This window comes from Nonomuraea sp. NPDC049646 (assembly GCF_044465525.1).
GTDB lineage: Bacteria > Actinomycetota > Actinomycetes > Streptosporangiales > Streptosporangiaceae > Nonomuraea.
In genome coordinates this window covers 55299-73739 of the sequence record NZ_JBITLU010000009.1, presented here as the reverse complement: position 1 = coordinate 73739, position 18441 = coordinate 55299, and the positions used below count along the sequence as shown (strand labels likewise).

Here is an 18441-nt window from a genome sequence, read left to right as displayed (position 1 = left end):
GAAAACACACAGCCTGTGGATAACTTCCCTGGATTACCGAGGCAAAGAAACGGGTAGAGATCTGAGCCCGTCCAATCGCCCGTAACGGGATAGAGACCTCAGCCGGCCCAGGCGCCCGTGAGGAAGCGGGCCGCGTTCAGGTACATGAGCGGCCCGCAGATCATCGCGTACAGCACGATCACCCACGGCCTCCTGGTCGCGACCTTGGCGACCAGGACCCACAGCGGGAACCACAGCAGCAGCGAGCGCGGGATCGACAGGTAGTACGCCGAGGTCATCAGCGCCGCCGCCTGCAACCCGCAGTAGACGGCCTCGCTCCACCTGCGCAGCGCCAGCAGCCACACCAGCACGCCCACCGCCAGCACCGCCCCGGCGATCTCCATGCGGAAGGCCACCGCGAAGTCGTCGGCGCCCATGGCCGAGTTCCACGTGGTGCGCCACGCCTCCCAGGGCCAGACGAAGTCGCGTCCCCAGCCGGCCTCCTGCGCGTGCTTCCACGCCAGCCAGTCGCCAGACCGCCGGTAGTGGTAGAAGGAGTACGCCGCCAGCGGAAGGAACGGCACCGCCAGCCAGCCGGCCCGCCGCCACGACTCCCTGCTCCTGACGAACTCCGCCGCCAGCGCGACCGCCAGGAACAGGCCGGTGATCCGCACGCACGACGCCCCCGCCGCCAGCAGCACGGCCTGCGGCCAGCGTCCGAGCCGGGCGGCCAGCCACGCGGGGATCGCGAAGGCCAGGAACAGCGACTCGCTGTAGCCCGCCGCCAGGAACACGGCCATCGGGAACAGCAGCAGCGCCAGGACCGCCATCCAGCCGGTCGCGCCCTCGACCTCGGCCAGCCGGGCCAGCGCGACCATGGCCACCGCCCCGGCGACCAGCGAGATCAGCAGCCCGCAGATCGCCCAGTTGGGCACCACGAGATGCAGCGCCCGCAACATGACCGGCAGGCCGGGGAAGAACGCCGGCAGGCCGTCGTCGCGCGGTTTGCCCGGCTCGCCGTCGTACCCGTACTGGGCGATGGTGACGAACAGGCCGGCATCCCATTGGCGCCACTTGCCGGCGTACTCGGCCAGGGTCAGGCCGAGCAGCGTCGACAGCAGGAGCCCGGCCCGCGATCCGAGCCACAGCAGCAGCGCGTCCCGAGCGGCCGAGCGGGTGATCATCTCGTCTTCAGCACGAACCGGTCGGGGGCGTCGTCGAACACCCCGCCCGCCTGGTCGTCGATGCCGTCCTGGCGCACCACGTCCCGTTCCGGACGCAGGATGTCACGGACGACGAACGCCATCATGATCCCGATGGTGATGACCCGTCCCCAGACGGCGGTGAAGTACGTGTTGTCCCCGATGCCCAGGTCGTCCCTGCTGAGCGGGGCCTGGGCGAGCAGGTAGAGCCAGATCGCCGCGAAGTACCAGACCTCGGCGAACTGCCACAACGCCAGCGGCTTCCACCGGGGCCTGGCCAGCACCGCGAACGGCACCAGCCACAGCACGAACTGCGGCGACCACACCTTGTTCGTCATCATGAACGCGGCCAGGGCGAGGAAGCAGAGCTGCGCCAGCCGGGGCCGGCGCGGCGCGGTGAGCGCGAGCACGGCAATGCCCAGGCAGAGCGCGGCCAGCGTCACCATGCCGAGCGTGCTGACGTCGGCCTCGCCCAGGATCCCCCAGCCCTTGCGCTGGAAGAACAGCCACGGCGAGCCCCAGTCGATCCCGCGTTCCTGGGAGAAGACGTAGAACCGGCGCCAGCCGTCCCAGGCGAAGACCATGAAGGGCACGTTGACCACGAGCCAGGCCCCCGCGGCCGACCCCAGCGTCACCAGGAACGGCCGCCAGCGCGCGGTCCGCAGCGTGAGCAGGAACAGCGCGCCGAGGAACATCAGCGGGTAGAACTTGGTCGCGATGGCCAGCCCGAGCAGCACGCCCGCGAGCACCTGCCGCCTGCGCGCCCAGGCCAGCAGCATGCCCATCGACAACGCGCCGGCGACCAGGTCCCAGTTGATGTACGCGGCCAGGATCACGGCGGGCGAGATCGCGTACCACAGCGCGTCCCACCGGCGGGTGGGCCCGGCCACCGCCGCCATCAGCAGGACGCCGGCCACCAGGCAGATGCCCAGCAGCAGGACCGTGAGGTCGTAGAACCTGACGGCCTGCGCGACCTGGTCGAGCTCCAGCTTCCGCGAGATCCAGGCGATGGCCTGCATCACCTCGCCCAGCACCACGGGGTACTCGACCTGCTTTTCGAACGGCACGTCGGCGAAGTACGGGTTCTGGGTCGCGAGCTGCCGGTCGAAGTACAGCGGGTAGATGTCGGTGTAACAGAAGTTCGTGTACGTCTGGACCTGGTCGTTCCATCCGCCGGTCCGGCACGGCAGCCGCACGACGTAGCCGAGGACGGCCCCCAGGGCGGCGATCAGCCCCAGGGGCAGGTACGGCACGGCACGCGCCGCCAGAGGGACGCGTGCCTCGGTCGTCGTCACCACTCCTCGTGCCGGGCGCTCATCTGCGAGGTTCCCGTCGGCCGGGAGTCGGGCGCCTTGCCGCCTCCGCCGCCGCTCAGGATGCCGTGGTCGTCGGCCTCGGGGATGCCGGTGTCCTGCGAGTCGTCGGTGACGTCGCCGCTGTCGTCGTTGCACGGCGCGACCAGGCAGTTCTGGTCGCTGCCGTCGTCGAAGGGGTTGTCACCGCCGTCGTCGAACGGGTTCGTGGCGGTGGGCGTCGGCGTCGGCACCGGGCGCTCCACGATGTTCTCCGGCAGGCCGATGTCGGCCTTCTGCGGGAACTGCTCGATCGGCTTGCCCTCGTGGGCGGCGAGCATGAACCGCCGCCAGGTCGCGGTGGGCGGGCCGGCGCCCTCGAAGCCGAGCGGGGACTCCACGGCCCTGGTGTACGGGTTGTTCGGGCCGTACTTCTTGCTCGGCTTCTTCTCGTTGGGGACGACGGGACAGTTCGAGTGCCGGGGCTGAACGGTCTTGCCCGTCTTGGTCACGCACTGCTCGCGGTAGAACCCCACAGCAGCGGAGATCTGCGGCGTGTAACCGACGAACCAGGCTTCCTTCTCGTTGTTGTTGGTGCCGGTCTTGCCGGCCGCGGGCCGGTTGCCGAGGCCCTGGCCGGCGGCGGTGCCGCTCCTCAGCACCTCCTGCATGGCCGTCGTCGCGTCGGCGGCCACCTCCGCGTCGATGACCCTGGTCGAGGTCCGCTGCTCGGGGTAGACGACCTGGCCGTTCAGCTTGACGTCCTGGACCACGTGGTACTTGGTGTACTTGCCGCCGTTGGCGAAGATCGAGTACCCGGCGGCCTGCTCGACCGGCGTCACCAGGGCGCTGCCGATGGCGAACTGGAACTGGTGGTCCTTGACGTCCTGGTCCATGCGCCCCTTGTCGAACCCGGCGTTCTCCACGAGCTCCTTGACGTCGTCGAGCTTCCTGGGCAGCTTGTACGCCATCGACACGTACGCGGTGTTGACGGACTGAGCTGTGGCCTTGACCACGTCGACGGCCTGGCCGACGTTGTGGCTGTTGCGGAAGCCGCCGTCCTGCTGGCCGGGGATGACCTTCGGCACGGTCTGGTTGCCCGGCACGTAGCTCTTGAGCGAGTAACCGGCCTGCAGCCAGGCGGCCAGCACGTACGGCTTGAACGCCGACGCGGCCTGCTTCTCGGCGTCGAAGGGCTCGTTGAACGGGTCGGTGATGAAGTTCGAGCCGCCGTAGAAGGCCAGGACCCGGCCGTTCCTCGGGTCGACGGCGGCCAGACCGGCGTGGAACTCCTTCGACATGTTCGCCGTCGTGGCCTCGACGGCCGTCTTGGCGGCCTTCATGAGGTTCTCGTCGAAGGTGGAGGTGATCTGGTAGCCGCCGCTCCTGACCATGTCGGGGGTGAGCTTGCGCTGCTTCAGCTCCTCCAGCACCTGCGTGATCATGTAGCCGCGCAGGCCCGCGTACACCTCCTTGATCTCACCCTTGTAGACCTTGGGGAACTTCGCCTTCGCCGGCAGGTCGCCGTACTTCTGGGGCCACTGCTCGGCCATGTACTTGATGGTCGTGTTCCACCGGTCGCGCAGCCCGGGGTCGTCGGGGCCCCAGCTCGGGCGCTGGATGCGCGCGGCCAGGTAGGCGCCCTGCTCGGGGGTCAGGTCCTTGGCGTGCACGTTCTTGCCGAAGTACGCCTGCGAGGCGGCCTCGACGCCGTAGGCCAGGCCGAAGTTCACGGTGTTGAGGTAGCGGGCGAGGATGTCTTCCTTGCTCAGCGTCTGGTTGAGCTTGACCGCGACGAAGATCTCCTTGAGCTTGCGCTTGACGGAGACCTCCTGGCTGAGGCCGTCGTAGTAGCCGCGGGCCATCTGCTGGGTGATGGTCGAGGCGCCCTGGAGCTGCTGGCCGGTCGCGGTCATCCACACCGAACGGGCCATGCCCGAGATGGAGACGCCGGAGTCCTCGTAGAACGTCTTGTTCTCGATGGCGACCGTGGCGTCCTTGACGGTGTCGGCCATCTTGTCGATGGTGACGGTCTGCCGGGGCACGCCGAGCTTGGCGAGGACCTTGCCGTTGCGGTAGTAGAGCGTGCTCTGCTGCGCGACCGCCGACGCCTGGGTGGCCTCGGGCACCGGCGTGAGGTTGTACGCGACCATGATCATGCCGAAGATGCCGGCCGCCAGCACGACCACGCTGGCCACGACGATCTTCCAACTGGGCACGAACCGGCGCCAGCCGCCGCGCTTCCTGTCCTGCGGGCCGGGCGGGCCGGGCGGCTCGGGCGGCTCACCCTGCCCGCTCGCCCGGCGCGAGCGCCTGGGCGGCGCGTCGCTGACCATCGTCTCCTGGTTGCTCATCGAACGCGTGTCCTGCCGCGCCCGGGAGCGGGCGCGCGGCGGCAGTTCCTCACGCCCCTGGGGCGCCCCGCGCTGGGGCTGCGGCCCGGAGGCTGGGTCGCTGTACGGCTGCGCGGACATCGCGCCGGTCTGCTCATAAGCGGCTTCAGGACGACGCGGCGACTGCGCCGCACCCCAATCGGATTCGCCGGTTTGGGGAGGAGAACCTGGGGGCACAGAACGGGATGAGTTGGAGCGACGGCGCCTTCCCGGGCGGGCCGTCCCCTCATTCATGCTGTTACTCACACGTCCTCGCATCGTCGTCGGATAAAAACGGCGTATGGGCGTGAGGTGACTCGCCGCCCTCGGTGTTCACGGTTGGCCGACGAGGTCTGGCGGTCCGTTGCCGAGGACGAACGAGACCGTCAGGTGGTTCCAGGAACAACCTTGGCAGACCTCGACGACGTACACCCGGAACTCATCGTAATCATGGGCCATTTCGACAAGCTCTGACGTGGCCTTTGCCTGACCGGCATGCCGTCCCAGCGAATCGCCGAAGACATAGGTCACGTTGGTGACGTTCTCCCTCTCGCACACCGGGCAGAGACGTTCGGTCGGCTCGCCGAACACGCGGGCCGCGCGAAGGAGGTACGGCTGTGCGTCACAGAGGTCTCCGCGCGAGGCACGGCCCACCTCCAGGGAACGGACCGCTGCCCGCTTGGCGAGGCCGTAGTCCACCACCCTCCGCTGTGACCACATGAGCGCCAGACTACGGCGTTTTACCGAATCATCCCAACGGCTTGGCAAATCCTTTGATTGCGGCCTTATAGCGAATCGACGTATCCTCTGGATGTATCGACTCGATACATCGGCGCGAGAGGGGGCGGTTCCAGTGGCCAGCGGACAAGGCAGAGTTCTGGAGCTAGCCGTGCTCGGGTCGCTGCACGAACAGCCGCTACACGGCTATGAGCTGCGCAAACGGCTCAACGCCCTGTTGGGCATGTTCCGTGCGTTCTCCTATGGATCGCTGTACCCCTGTCTGCGATCACTACTGGCCCAGGGCCTCATCGTGGAGGAGCAGCCCGCTCCCGCCACGATCGTCGGCGGCCGGTCGAAGATCGTCTACAAGCTCACCGCGGAGGGCAAGGAACGCCTCCAGGAGCTGCTGACCCAGGCCGGCCCGTCAGCCTGGGAGGACGAGAGCTTCGGTGTGCACTTCGCCTTCTTCAGGCACACGGAGGCCGAGGTGCGCCTGCGCATCCTCGAAGGCCGCCGCAGCCGCCTGGAGGAGCGCCTCGACAGCGTGCGCACGGCGCTGGCCCGTACCAGGGAGCGGCTCGACAGCTACACGCTGGAGCTGCAGCGCCATGGGCTCGAGTCGGTCGAACGCGAGGTGCGTTGGCTGAACGAGCTGATCGCCACGGAGCGGCGGGCCTCGGAAGGGCCCGAGAGAGATACCACGTCAACTGATGAGTAAGGGAGCGAGTGCGATGGGTTCGGTTCGCGTGGCCATTGTCGGTGTCGGCAACTGCGCGTCTTCGCTGGTCCAGGGTGTCCACTTCTACAAGGACGCGGACCCGGCCGCACGAGTGCCGGGCCTGATGCACGTGAAGTTCGGTGATTACCACGTAGGCGACGTCGAGTTCGTGGCCGCCTTCGACGTGGACGCCAAGAAGGTCGGCCGCGACCTGTCCGAGGCGATCGTCGCCAGCGAGAACAACACCATCAAGATCACCGATGTGCCCCCGACGGGCGTGACCGTGATGCGCGGTCACACCTTCGACGGTCTGGGCGAGTTCTACAGCGAGATCATCGAGGAGTCCGACGAGGCCCCCGTCGACGTGGTCAAGGTGCTGCGCGAGAACCAGGTCGACGTGCTGGTGTCGTACCTGCCGGTGGGCTCGGAGGAGGCCGACCGCTTCTACGCGCAGTGCGCCATCGACGCCAAGGTGGCGTTCGTCAACGCGCTGCCGGTCTTCATCGCCTCCGACCCCGAGTGGGCCGAGAAGTTCACCGAGGCCGGCGTGCCGATCGTCGGCGACGACATCAAGTCGCAGGTCGGCGCCACCATCACGCACCGCGTGCTGGCCAAGCTGTTCGAGGACCGCGGCGTCGAGCTGCTGCGCACGTACCAGCTCAACTTCGGCGGCAACATGGACTTCATGAACATGCTGGAGCGCAGCCGCCTCCAGTCGAAGAAGATCTCCAAGACGCAGTCGGTCACCTCGCAGATCCCGCACGAGATGGGCAAGGCCGACGTGCACATCGGCCCGTCGGACCACGTGCCGTGGCTCGACGACCGCAAGTGGGCGTACGTGCGCCTGGAGGGCCGCTCGTTCGGCGACACCCCGCTGAACCTGGAGTACAAGCTGGAGGTCTGGGACTCCCCCAACTCGGCCGGCATCATCATCGACGCCGTGCGCGCGGCCAAGATCGCTCTTGACCGGGGCATCGGCGGCCCGATCCTGTCGGCGTCGTCGTACTTCATGAAGTCGCCGCCGGAGCAGTACTCCGACGACGAGGCCCGCGAGTACGTCGAGAAGTTCATCAGGGGCGAGGTCGAGCGCTGACCTGTGGGCCCCTCGCGGCCGCGGCTTCAGCCGCGCGCGGCGGGGGGCAGTTCGTCGTCGGAGGCGGGAGACCAGGTCAGCGGGTCGGCGCCCAGCTCGCTGAGCAGCGGCACCTGTTCCCTGCACCACGGTGAGATCGCCAGCAGGCCGCTGCGCACGCCTTCGGCGAACTCCTTCCACGGCATCCAGCGCACCTCGCCCACCTCGTCGGGGTTGGGCGCCACGGGGGCGTCGACCGTGACGCGGTAGACCGGGCACAGCTCGTGCTCGACGATGCCGTTGCCCATGACGGCGCGGTAGGAGAAGCCGGGCAGCATGAGATCGGCGCCGCCGGCGTGCAGGCCCAGCTCGTAGGAGAGCCTGCGGATGACCGCCCGGCCGAGCGCCTCGCCCGGCAGCGGGTGGCCGCAGCAGCTGTTGGTCCAGACGCCGGGCCAGGTGAGCTTGTGGCCGGCCCGCCTGGTGAGCAGCACGCGGCCTTCGGGGTCGAAGACGTAGCTGGAGAAGGCTAGATGGAGCGGGGTCTCCCGGCCGTGCACCGACGTCTTGGGCGCGGTGCCGAGCGCGTGCCCCTCGCGGTCGACCAGCACAACGTGTTCCTCAGTGGTCACGCTTTGAAGCGTACGAGATCGTCATGCGCGTTCGTAACCCGCCCGGCCGCCTCCGGCGCATCCTATGCCGCGGTGCGCCGGGCTAGGCTGACGGGGTGTCATTCGTCGCCGATCTCCGCGTCGTCCTCCAAGGCCGTGACTTCCGACGGCTGTTCGGCACGCGGCTGGTCTCCCAGTTCTCCGACGGGATCTTCCAGTTCGGCGTCACGAACTTCGCCTTCTTCAGCCCCGAGAAGCAGACCACGGCCCTGGCGGTGGCCGCCGGCCTGGCCGTGCTGTTCCTGCCGTACAGCGTGCTCGGGCCGTTCGTCGGGGTGTTCATCGACCGGTGGTCGCGGCGGCAGATCCTGGTCATAGCGCCGTTCGTGCGCGGTGGGCTGCTGCTGGTCGCGGCGGCGCTGGTCGCCTCCGACGCGCCCGACCCCGTCTTCTACGCGGCCGCGCTCGGCGTGCTCGGGGTCAACCGGTTCTTCCTGGCCGCGCTCGGCGCCTCGCTGCCGCACGTGGTGCCGTCCGACCGGCTGATGGCGGCCAACGCGGTGACGCCGACCTGCGGCACCGTGGTCACGTTCGTCGGCGCGGGCGTCGGGTTCCTGCTGCGTGAGGTGTTCGGCGACAGCGACCGGGGAATCGGGCTGCTGCTGGTCGTGTCCGGCGTGATGTTCGGGCTGAGCGCCCTGGTCGCCCGCACGATGGACCGCGCGCTGCTCGGCCCGTCCTTCGACCCCGACCAGCCCCAGGCCCGCGAGGCCCTGCGCAACGTGGTCGTGGGCCTGGTCGACGGCGCCCGGCACCTGGCGCGCCACCGCGAGGCGGCGGCGACCATGGGCGCGATGGCCGCCCACCGCTTCCTGTACGGCATGGCCACCGCCCTCGGCATCATCCTCTACCGCTACTACTTCACCGACGGCGACCCCGACGCCGCCCTGCGCGGGATCGGCCTGGTGGTGGCCGCCTCCGGCTTCGGCTACTTCCTCGCGGTGATCATCACCCCGTACGCGACCGAGCGGTTCGGCGTCGGCCCCTGGGTGGTCATCGCGCTGTCCTGCGCCGGCGTGCTGGCGGGCGCGCTCGTCCTGCCGTTCCAGACGTGGGGGCTGCCGGTGGCCGGCTTCGTGCTGGGCGTGGCCGGGCAGAGCGTCAAGATCTGCGCCGACACGACCGTCCAGCGCGACGTCGAGGACGCCTATCTCGGCCGCGCCTTCTCCCTCTACGACATGCTCTTCAACGGCATGTACGTGCTGGCCGCCGCGCTGTCGGCCGCGATCCTGCCGCCCAACGGCAAGTCGTACCCGGCCGTCGTGATCATCACGGTCGGCTACCCCCTCGCGGCGCTGGCCTACCGGATGGTCACGACGTCGTCGTCACGCTCCCAGGCCGTTTGACCTCGCCCAGTCGAGCAGCGCCTGGGTGGCCGCCTCCTTGCCGAGCACGCCCTTGTCCAGCCTGAGGTCGAGCAGGAACTTGTACGCCCGCCCCACCACGGGCCCGGGGCCCACGCCGAGCACGGCCTGGATCTCGTTGCCGTCGAGCTCGGGCCGGATCTTGGCCAGCTCCTCCTCCTCGGCGAGCCGGGCGATGCGCTCTTCGAGCTGGTCGTAGGTGCGCGACAGCGCCGCCGCCTTGCGCTTGTTGCGGGTGGTGCAGTCGGCCCTGGTCAGCTTGTGCAGGCGGCTGAGCAGGTGGCCGGCGTCGCGCACGTAGCGGCGCACGGCGCTGTCGGTCCACTCCCCCGTGCCGTAGCCGTGGAAGCGCAGGTGGAGCTCGACCAGGTGGGAGACGTCGGCCACGACGTCCTTGGGGAACCTCAGCTCGGCCATGCGCTTCTTGGTCATCTGCGCGCCGACGACCTCGTGGTGGTGGAACGACACCCGCCCGCCGGCCTCGTGGCGCCGGGTCTTGGGCTTGCCGATGTCGTGCATGATCGAGGCCCAGCGCAGGATCCGGTCGGGCTTGCCGTCCTCCTCCTGGGCGATGGCCTGGTCGAGGACGGTCAGCGTGTGCTCGTAGACGTCTTTGTGCCGGTGGTGCTCGTCGATCTCCAGGCGCAGCTTGGGCAGCTCGGGCAGCACGTGCGCGGCCAGGCCCGTCTCCACCAGCAGGCGCAGGCCCTCGCGCGGGTTGGCGCCGCAGATCAGCTTGTCGAGCTCGTCGCGGATGCGCTCGGCCGAGACGATCTCGATGCGCTCGGCCATCGCGGTCATCGCCGCCAGGGCGGCCCGGTCGACGCCGAAGCCGAGCTGGGAGGCGAAGCGGGCGGCCCTGAGCATGCGCAGCGGGTCGTCGGCGAACGAGCGCTCGGGGGTGCCGGGCGTGCGCAGCCGCTTGGCGCGCAGGTCGTCGAGGCCGCCGTAGGGGTCGACGAACTCGTGGCCGGGCAGGCGCACCGCCATCGCGTTGACCGCGAAGTCGCGCCGCTCCAGGTCGGCCTCCAGCGTCTCGCCGTAGGCGACCTCGGGCTTGCGCGACTTGGGGTCGTAGGACTCGCTCCGGTACGTGGTGATCTCGATCAGCCAGTTGCCCTTGCGCAGGCCGACGGTGCCGAAGTCGATGCCGATCGTCCACACGGAGTCGGCCCAGTCCCTGACGACGTCGAGCACCCTGTGCGGGTTGGCGTCGGTGGTCAGGTCGAGGTCGTTGCCGACGCGGCCCAGCAGGATGTCGCGCACGGGGCCGCCGACGAGGGCCAGTTCGTGGCCGTGGTCGGCGAACAGGCGGCCGAGCTCGTCGGCCACCGGTGCGATCTTGCGGAACAGGTCGTGCATCGCCCGCTGCTGGCTTTCGGTCATTGTTGAGTCGGACAAACCCTGTCGGTCCTTCGATTCCGGAACATATCCCCCGAGCCACATCAGGTCCGGGTTACCTTCGGTCTGGGGACCGTCGGGGGCCATGGAACAGGGCGAGACGGAGGAGGACTTCATGAAGGACGCCCTCGCGATCCACCGCTGGCTCCTCGCACACCAGGTCCATCATGAGATCGTACGCCTTCCGCGCCCCATGACTTGCGCGGAGGAACTGCCGGAGACGGTCTCCGCGGAGCCCGGGCGGTGCGTCGTGGTCACCGTGTTCGACGTCGCCACCCGGATCGGCAGCGAGGTCGTCGTCGCCGTCGTCGCCACCGCGGCGAACCCGCCCCAGCCCGGCGTCGTCGGGGGCCTGCTGGGCGCCCGCCAGGTGCGGCCGGCGCCGGCCTTCCTGGTCAACTCGGCCACCGACTACACCGACGGGCTCGTCTGCCCGCTGCTGCTGCCGGAGACGCTGCCGGTGCTCATCGACGACCGGCTCGTCGCCGACGACCTGGCGGTCTTCACCGCCACCGGCGAACGGCACACCGCGCTCTGTCTTCGTGCGCTCGACCTGCTGAATCTCCTCACCGGCAAGACGGTCGACCTGCGTACGCCCCGACCACGGGGAACACGCGAGGCGGTCGCGCCGCGGCACTGAACCCGTACCATTGCGGGCGTGCGCCGTCGTACCCCAGCTCTGGCATGCGTGTGATCCGTAAGGTCGCGCTGCTCGCCGTGATGTCCGTCGCGTCGCTCGCCCCCATGGTGGCGGCGGCGCCGAACTCTGCTGCCACGGTGGAGGCGGCGCGGGAGACGCTCGCGGTCTCCATCACGTCGATCACGCCACAGGTGACGAGCAGCCCGACCGACGAGATCAAGTTCACCGGCACGGTCCGCAACGACACCGGGACCGCGCTCGGCCCGCTCCGCGTACGCCTGCGCTACACGAGCGAGCGCTTCTACGACCGCGCCTCCATGGCGGCGTACCAGAGCGACCAGAACAACGCCACGCTGCCCGGAAACGTCTCGCGCACCTCGGCCATGGACATCCCGGCCCTGGCCGTCGGCGGCCAGGCCACCTGGACGTTCACGGCGACCCCGATCCAGCTCGGCTACCAGGCGTTCGGCGTCTACCGGATCGCCGTCGACGTCTCCCAGAACGAAGTGCCGATCACGGCGCAGCGCACGTTCCTCACCTATGCCCCGCCCACCACGCCGAAGCTGCCGCGCAACAAGCTGGCCGTCGCCCTGCCCGTCATCGACCAGCCCCACCGGGGCTCCGACGAGACGCTGTTCGTCGACGACAAGCTGAGCCAGTCGCTCAGCGGCAAGGGCCGCCTGGCCGACCTGGCCCGCATCGCGCAGACGGCGCCGAAGAGCGTCACCTGGTTCGTCGAGCCGTCGCTGCTCGACGACCTGAAGGCGATGACCAAGGGCTACCACGTCAAGACCAAGAACGGCACGGAAGGCAAACCGGCCAACGACACCGCCGGCACCTGGCTGTCCACCATGAGCACGGCGCTGGCCTCCTCCCCCGTCGTCGCCACCCCCTACGGCGACCCCGACGTGACGGCCCTGGCCCATCAGGGGCTCGACGCGCAGCCGGGCCGGGCGATCGAGCTCGGCGGCCAGACCGCCAGGGCGCTGCTCAACCGCAACGCGCAGACCTCGATCAACTGGCCGCCCGCGGGCGTGCTCGACGCCGACGCGCTCGACCTGCTCTCGGTCAGCCCCGGCAAGGTCACCACCGTCCTGCTCAACTCCACCAACCTGCCGCCGCAGCCGCCCGTCGCCCACACGCCCGACGCCGTCGCCACCCTCGACAGCGTCGCCGGCCCGGTCAAGGCGCTGGTCGCCGACGCCGAGCTGAGCCGGCTGTTCGAGCCGACCGCGCCCACGACGGTCCTGCTCAGCACGCAGCGCTTCATCGCCGAGACCGCGATGATCGCCGCCGAGGCCGGGCAGGTCGAGCCGCGGTCGCTGGTCGTCGCGCCGTCGCGCCGCTGGGATCCCAACCCCGCGCTGGTCACCAGCCTGCTGCAGACCGCGAACAAGCTGCCATGGCTGTCGATGACCAAGCTCGAATCGATCAAGCCGAGCAAGGCGGCCACGCCGCGGGCCGGGCTCACCTACACCGATCAGGACCGCAAGGAGGAGCTGAGCGCCAAGTACCTGGCCCCCGTCAAGGAGGTCGCCACGCAGGCGCAGCTCACCGCCTCGGTCACCGGGACAAAGGCGCCCTCGGCCTTCGACGCCGCGGTGCTCAGGCTGACCTCGTCGGCCTGGCGCAACAACACCCGCGCCGGCCGGGTGGTGACCAAGCTCGTCGGCGCGGCCGTGGACGAGCGCATCGACAAGATCCAGATCACCGACGCGCCGCGCACGCTGGCCGGCAGCAACGGCGTGGTCCCCATCAGCGTGAAGAACTCGCTGGACAAGCCCGTCACCCTGTACATCGACGTCAAGTCCAACGACCTGAAGCGGCTGCAGATCATCTCTCCGCCACCGCCGATCGAGCCGCTGCTGATCGGCGGCAACCAGAGCGGCACGCTGCAGGTGACGATGAACGCCAGCACCAGCGGCGACGCCACCGTCACCGTGCAGCTGCGCACCATCGACGGCCTGCCCTACGGCAAGCCGGAGCGACTGACCATCCGCACCACCGGCTACACCGGCATCGCCCTGGTCATCGTGGGCGCCGCGCTGACGGTGATGCTCGCCGCCGTCGTGACGCGGATCCTGCGCCGCCGGTCCGAGCGACGGCTCGCGCGAGCGGGCAAATCCCGGGAGAGTGAGACCGTATGAGCCGCATGCTGCGGGCCAGCGCCATCATGGCGGCGGGCACGATGGTGTCCAGGGTCACCGGGTTCGCCCGCACGATGGTGCTGGCCTACGCCATCGGCACCGCGGCGCTGGGCGACTCCTACAACGCGGCCTACGCGATCCCGTACAGCATCCTCGACCTGCTGCTGCTGGGCGTGCTGAGCAGCGTGGTGGTGCCGATGATCGTCCGGGCGCAGCAGCACGACGCCGACGGCGGCCGGGCCTACGAGCAGCGCCTGCTGACGCTGGCCACCGCCGTGCTGGTCGTGGTGGCCGTGCTCGCCGTGCTGGGCGCGCCGCTGCTCATCGACCTCTACACCGACTGGGACCGCGGCAGCATCAAGTTCGAGACCGGGGTCATGCTGGCCCGGTTCATCCTGCCGCAGCTCGCCTTCTTCGGCATCGGCGCGGTCGCGGGCGCCATCCTGAACACCCGCGACCGCTACGGCGCCCCCATGTGGGCCCCCGTGCTCAACAACCTGGTCGTCATCTGCGTGTTCGTGGCCTACGCCGTGGTCGGCAGCGGGTCCGACATCGAGGCGGTCACCACCGGCGACCTCGCGCTGCTCGGCCTCGGCACCACGGCGGGCATCGTCGCCCAGGCGGTGGTGCTGATCGTCGCGCTCAAGCGGGTGGGGTTCTCGTTCGTGCCGCGCTTCGACGTGCGCAACGCCCGGCTGGGCGAGATGGGCCGGGCCGGGGTCTGGACCATCGGCTACGTGGTGGTCACCCAGCTCGGGTTCATGCTGACGACCAACCTGGCCAGCTCGGCGGGCAACGAGGTGGCCGGTCACGGCATCAGCCCGTACACGCTGGCGTTCCAGCTCTTCCAGCTTCCGTACGGGATCATCGGCGTGTCGGTGATCACGGCGATGCTGCCCCGGATGAGCCGGGCGGTGGGCGAGGGCCGGCTCGACGACGTGCGCAGCGAGTTCGGGTCGAGCGTGCGGCTCATCTGCTCGCTCATGGTGCCGGTCTCGCTGCTGCTGATGGTGCTCGGCCCGGCGGTCACCGTGCCGATCTACGGCCACGGCGCCAACAGCGTCGCCGACGCCGTCTACATCGGGAACGTGTTGCAGGTCTACGGCCTGGCGCTGGTGCCGTTCGCGGTGTTCCAGCTCCTGCTGCGGGTGTTCTACAGCTTCGGCGACACCCGTACGCCGGTGTTCGTGGGGGCCGGCACGACCGCGGTCAACGCGCTGCTCATGGTGATCTTCTTCGTGCTGCTGCCGGCCCGCTACGCGGTGATGGGCCTGGCGCTGGCCTACGCCGTCGCGTACGGGCTGGGCGCGGTCCTGGCCTGGACGCTGGCCAGCCGCCGGGTCCAGGGCCTGGGCGGCTGGACCATCGGCACGGCGCTGACCAGGATGTACCTGGCGTCGCTGCCCACCGCCGTGCTGGGGCTGCTCACGGTCTGGGTGGTCACTCAGCTGTTCGGTGGTCTGGGTTTCGTCAACTCGCTGATAGTCCTGGCCGTGGGTGGTGGGCTGGGACTGTTGCTCTATCTCGCCGTCGCCCACAGGATGCGCATAGCGGAGGTCAACTCACTCGTTGGTATGGTCGCCAGACGCGTAGGTCGGTAGTAATTGGGAAATCCGGCATATGGACGGACTTGACCACGACGGCTGACGAGTTTCCCGTTGGCAAAGAACGCGGGCGGAATCGACTCGGCACTACCATGGTGCCCGACACGCGCGAATGGAAGCAGGAGGGGCGTGGGCGGATCCACCCGGCATAGCGTGCCTACGTGGGACACCACCACGCAGGTGAGTCGAGTCATGAGCACGCCCGATCGGCCTAGCGGAGAGAGCCTGTGAGCACGTCGGCCGTGGAACCCGGCACCCGACTGGCCGAGCGCTTCCGGCTGGAGGACCGCGTCAGCGAGTCCGACGGCGCGACCCTGTGGAAGGCGATCGACGAGATCCTCGCCCGCCCGGTGGCGGTGCACACGTTCGGCCCCGACTTCCCGCGCGTGCACGAGGTCGTCACCGCCGCCCGTGCCGCGAGCCGGCTCACCGACCCGCGCCTGACGCAGGTGTTCGACGCCGCCGAGGACGACAAGCACTCCTACGTGGTCAGCGAGTGGGTCACCGGCGAGTCGCTGACCGACCTGCTCGCCGCCGGCCCGCTGGAGCCCGAGCGCGCGGCCGGTCTGGTGGCCGAGGCCGCCGAGGCGCTGGCGCACGCCCACGAGGCCAAGCTCTACCACCTGTGCCTGCGCCCGTCCCACCTGATCTGGACGACGGGCAACACGGTCAAGGTGCTCGGCGTGGCCGTCGACGCCGCGCTGTCCGGGCTGACCACCGACCAGCCCGCCCTCGACGACGCCGAGGGCCTGGGCAGGCTGCTGTACGCCGGCCTGACCGGCCACTGGCCCGGCGACGAGGAGGAGGGCGGCCTGCCCGCCGCTCCCATGATCGACGGGCACTTCTGCTCGCCGCGGCAGGTCACCGCCGGCGTCCCGAACTACCTGGACACCGTCACCGTGCGCGCCTGCCTTCCCGAGTCGCGCAAGGGCCAGGGCGCGCTGGCGAGCCCGTCCGAGGTCGCCGAGGCGCTGGCCGACGTGGCCCGGCCCATGCCGATCGCCATCTCCTACCCCTCGACGCCGGCGGTCGCCTCCGCCTCGCATACCGAGGGCCTCGACATCGCCCACCGGCAGCAGCGCACCATGCCGCCGCCGCCTCCCGTGCCGCGCCGGCCGCCCAATCAGGGCGGCGGCAGCGTGCTCAACCGGGTGCTGATGACGCTGGTGGTGCTGCTGGTCATCGCCGCCGTGGGCGTCGGCGCCTGGACGATCGGCCGCAGCCTCGGCAGCCCCGCCACCCCGGAGGCGTCGGTCAGCCCGACCACCGGCAAGTCCTCGGCCTCGGCCTCGGCCTCGGCCGTCAAGCCCGACAAGGCCAAGGGCTTCGACCCGCTCGGCGACGACGGCGACGAGAAGTCCGACATCGCCGAGCTGGCCATCGACGGCAAGCCCGGCACGGCCTGGACGACCCAGAGCTACGGCAGCGCCGAGCTGGGCAACCTCAAGAAGGGCGTCGGCCTGCTGCTCGACATGGGCAAGTCCATGCAGATCAGCGACGTGGTGGCCACGCTGGCCAAGGCCGACGGCGCGAGCGTCGAGCTGAAGGTCGGCGACTCCCCCGACCTCGGCTCGCTCAAGACCGTGGCGACCCAGAAGAGCGCCTCGGGCAAGACCACCCTGACTCCCGGGGACCCGGCAAGCGGTCGGTACGTTTTGATCTGGTTTACGCGCGTTCCGGCGGATGCAGGCCAGTTTCGTGGCACCATCTATGAAGTAGTGGTGCATTCTCCCGGATCGGCATAAATCAGGAATCTCTCTTGTGAACTCCCCACCCGAGACACCCTCACCAGCGGAGCGGCCGGCGATCACAGACGCCGAGCTGCTCACCGCGCACATCAACGGGGATCCACACGCGTTCAGCGAGATCGTCAAAAGGCACCGTGACCGCATGTGGGCGGTGGCGCTGCGTACTCTCGGTGACCCTGACGAGGCGGCGGACGCCGTTCAGGACGCGTTCGTCTCCGCATATCGCAAGGCCTCCTCGTTCCGAGGCGAGGCGGCCGTCACCACCTGGCTCCACCGCATCGTCGTCAACGCCTGCCTCGACCGGATGCGGCGCAAGTCCGTCCGTCCGGTGGCCGACGACGAACTGATCGAGGCCGCCGAGCGGGACAGCCCGCTCCCCGACCAGACCGTCGAGCGCGAGGTCTCGATGGAGGTTTCGGCCGCTCTGAAACTGCTGCCCGCCGACCAGCGGGCGGCTCTCGTGCTCGTGGACATGATGGGCTATTCGGTCGAAGACGCAGCTCAGGTGCTACAGGTGCCGAGCGGCACCGTGAAGAGCAGATGCGCACGGGGGCGCGCGAAACTTGCCCCAATTCTTTCGCATCTGCGGAACCGTTCGGACCTCAACCGCGTCTCATCCGCGAAGGGAGCAGAACTTCGTGACGGGTGATACGCACTACGATCTTGAGGTCCTCGCCGAGCTGGCAGAGGATCTCTTGGACGCCGCGACGGCACGCCGGGTCCGCGAGCATCTCGCGGTCTGCGACCCCTGTGGGGAGCTGCTGGCAGACCTGGCGGCGGTTCGCGAGGTGCTCGCGGCGACCCCAACACCGGCCATGCCGATGGGCGTCGCAATGCGCATCGACAAGGCGCTGGCCGCCGAGGCGGAGTCCCGCCGCGGGGGTGTCGGCCTCGTGGAGGCACCGGACTGGGACAGGCTCATGCGGGACTCCCCGTGGGAGCAGCCGGCGGCGGAGACGCCCGAGCCGGTACGTCTCGGGGTGGTCTCCGACGACGGCACGATCGTCCCGGCCCGGACCAGGTCCGCACGGCGGCGCAGGTGGGCGATGCCCGCCGTGGCGGCGTCGGCGGCGGCCGCGGTGGTGGTCGGCACGCTGGCGGTCTCGGGCGGGTTGCTGGCCGGCGGGAGCGGACCGGGCGGTTCGTCCGGGCCCACGGTGGCGCAGCCGGTGACGCCGTCCAAGCCCCACCAGCGGGCCAAGGCCTACGCGCTGACCGACAGCAACTACAACTACAGCGACCGGGAGCTGCGCCAGCCGCTGCTCGGGTACTTCGGCGCCGCTCCGGCCCTCGAAGGCCCCACGGACACCGCCAGGGTCGACCGATGCGTCGGCAAGGTGGCCGCCCGTTCGAAGCTGAAGACGTTCGCGGTCGACCAGGGCCAGTACAACGGTCAGGAGGCGCTGATCGTGGCCTCCTGGAAGGACCAGGCCGCCAAGAAGCTGCGCATCGACATCGTCGACCCGTTCAACTGCAAGAACCTGCGCAAGCCCACATTGGGCCGCTGGTAA

15 protein-coding genes are annotated in these 18441 nt (G+C 69.7%); 9 read left to right on the top strand and 6 right to left on the bottom strand.

Going from position 1 to position 18441, the window contains the following annotated elements; translation table 11 throughout:
* Positions 1-98: 98 nt before the first annotated feature.
* The 4 genes from ACIBQ8_RS26685 to ACIBQ8_RS26670 form a co-directional block, all read right to left on the bottom strand.
* Complete coding sequence (locus tag ACIBQ8_RS26685) at positions 99-1163, bottom strand: mannosyltransferase family protein (protein ID WP_397193252.1); 1065 nt, start codon at positions 1161-1163, stop codon at positions 99-101.
* Positions 1160-2476 (bottom strand): glycosyltransferase family 87 protein, encoded by a 1317-nt coding sequence (locus ACIBQ8_RS26680; RefSeq protein WP_397178757.1) that lies wholly within the window; start codon positions 2474-2476, stop codon positions 1160-1162. The genes ACIBQ8_RS26685 and ACIBQ8_RS26680 overlap by 4 nt, the downstream gene beginning before the upstream one ends.
* Positions 2473-4827, bottom strand: coding sequence for a transglycosylase domain-containing protein (locus ACIBQ8_RS26675; RefSeq protein WP_397193251.1), 2355 nt, complete (start codon positions 4825-4827; stop codon positions 2473-2475). The genes ACIBQ8_RS26680 and ACIBQ8_RS26675 overlap by 4 nt, the downstream gene beginning before the upstream one ends.
* A 351-nt stretch (positions 4828-5178) precedes the next feature.
* On the bottom strand, positions 5179-5565 hold the full coding sequence (locus ACIBQ8_RS26670) for a DUF5318 family protein (protein ID WP_352322948.1): 387 nt from the start codon (positions 5563-5565) through the stop codon (positions 5179-5181).
* A 133-nt stretch (positions 5566-5698) separates the two neighbouring features.
* Here ACIBQ8_RS26670 and ACIBQ8_RS26665 point away from each other — a divergent pair, with 133 nt between their 5' ends.
* Together ACIBQ8_RS26665 and ACIBQ8_RS26660 are read left to right on the top strand one after the other, a co-directional pair.
* Entirely contained in the window at positions 5699-6283 is a 585-nt protein-coding gene (locus ACIBQ8_RS26665) for a PadR family transcriptional regulator (RefSeq protein ID WP_352322949.1), read from the top strand.
* Between the two features lie 13 nt (positions 6284-6296).
* Positions 6297-7376, top strand: a complete 1080-nt coding sequence (locus ACIBQ8_RS26660; RefSeq protein WP_397178759.1) for an inositol-3-phosphate synthase — start codon at positions 6297-6299, stop codon at positions 7374-7376.
* 26 nt (positions 7377-7402) lie between these two features.
* Here ACIBQ8_RS26660 and idi read toward each other — a convergent pair whose 3' ends face one another.
* Positions 7403-7987, bottom strand: a complete 585-nt coding sequence (idi, locus tag ACIBQ8_RS26655) for an isopentenyl-diphosphate Delta-isomerase (protein ID WP_397178760.1) — start codon at positions 7985-7987, stop codon at positions 7403-7405.
* 95 nt (positions 7988-8082) lie between these two features.
* Here idi and ACIBQ8_RS26650 point away from each other — a divergent pair, with 95 nt between their 5' ends.
* Entirely contained in the window at positions 8083-9372 is a 1290-nt protein-coding gene (locus tag ACIBQ8_RS26650) for an MFS transporter (protein WP_397178761.1), read from the top strand.
* Here the strand turns inward: ACIBQ8_RS26650 and ACIBQ8_RS26645 are convergent.
* On the bottom strand, positions 9352-10776 hold the full coding sequence (locus ACIBQ8_RS26645) for a CCA tRNA nucleotidyltransferase (RefSeq protein ID WP_397178762.1): 1425 nt from the start codon (positions 10774-10776) through the stop codon (positions 9352-9354). The two genes, ACIBQ8_RS26650 and ACIBQ8_RS26645, sit on opposite strands and share 21 nt — an antisense overlap.
* Positions 10777-10876: 100 nt before the next feature.
* Between ACIBQ8_RS26645 and ACIBQ8_RS26640 the strand changes: the two genes are divergently transcribed.
* The 6 genes from ACIBQ8_RS26640 (at position 10877) to ACIBQ8_RS26615 (ending at position 18441) form a co-directional block, all read left to right on the top strand.
* Positions 10877-11431 carry a YbaK/EbsC family protein gene (locus tag ACIBQ8_RS26640; protein ID WP_397178763.1) on the top strand — a complete coding sequence of 185 codons (555 nt, stop codon included), beginning with the start codon at positions 10877-10879 and terminating at the stop codon, positions 11429-11431.
* 44 nt (positions 11432-11475) lie between these two features.
* The gene (locus ACIBQ8_RS26635) at positions 11476-13578 is read left to right on the top strand and encodes a DUF6049 family protein (protein ID WP_397178764.1); all 2103 of its coding nucleotides are present in this window, start codon (positions 11476-11478) and stop codon (positions 13576-13578) included.
* Positions 13575-15179, top strand: a complete 1605-nt coding sequence (murJ, locus tag ACIBQ8_RS26630; RefSeq protein ID WP_397178765.1) for a murein biosynthesis integral membrane protein MurJ — start codon at positions 13575-13577, stop codon at positions 15177-15179. Before ACIBQ8_RS26635 ends, murJ begins: the two co-directional genes overlap by 4 nt.
* Before the next feature lie 230 nt (positions 15180-15409).
* A complete protein-coding gene (locus ACIBQ8_RS26625; RefSeq protein ID WP_397193250.1) occupies positions 15410-16927 on the top strand; it encodes a protein kinase family protein in 1518 nt (505 codons plus the stop codon).
* Positions 16928-16943: 16 nt separating this feature from the next.
* Positions 16944-17579, top strand: a complete 636-nt coding sequence (sigM, locus tag ACIBQ8_RS26620; protein WP_397178767.1) for an RNA polymerase sigma factor SigM — start codon at positions 16944-16946, stop codon at positions 17577-17579.
* Entirely contained in the window at positions 17569-18441 is an 873-nt protein-coding gene (locus tag ACIBQ8_RS26615; RefSeq protein WP_397178768.1) for an anti-sigma factor family protein, read from the top strand. The genes sigM and ACIBQ8_RS26615 overlap by 11 nt, the downstream gene beginning before the upstream one ends.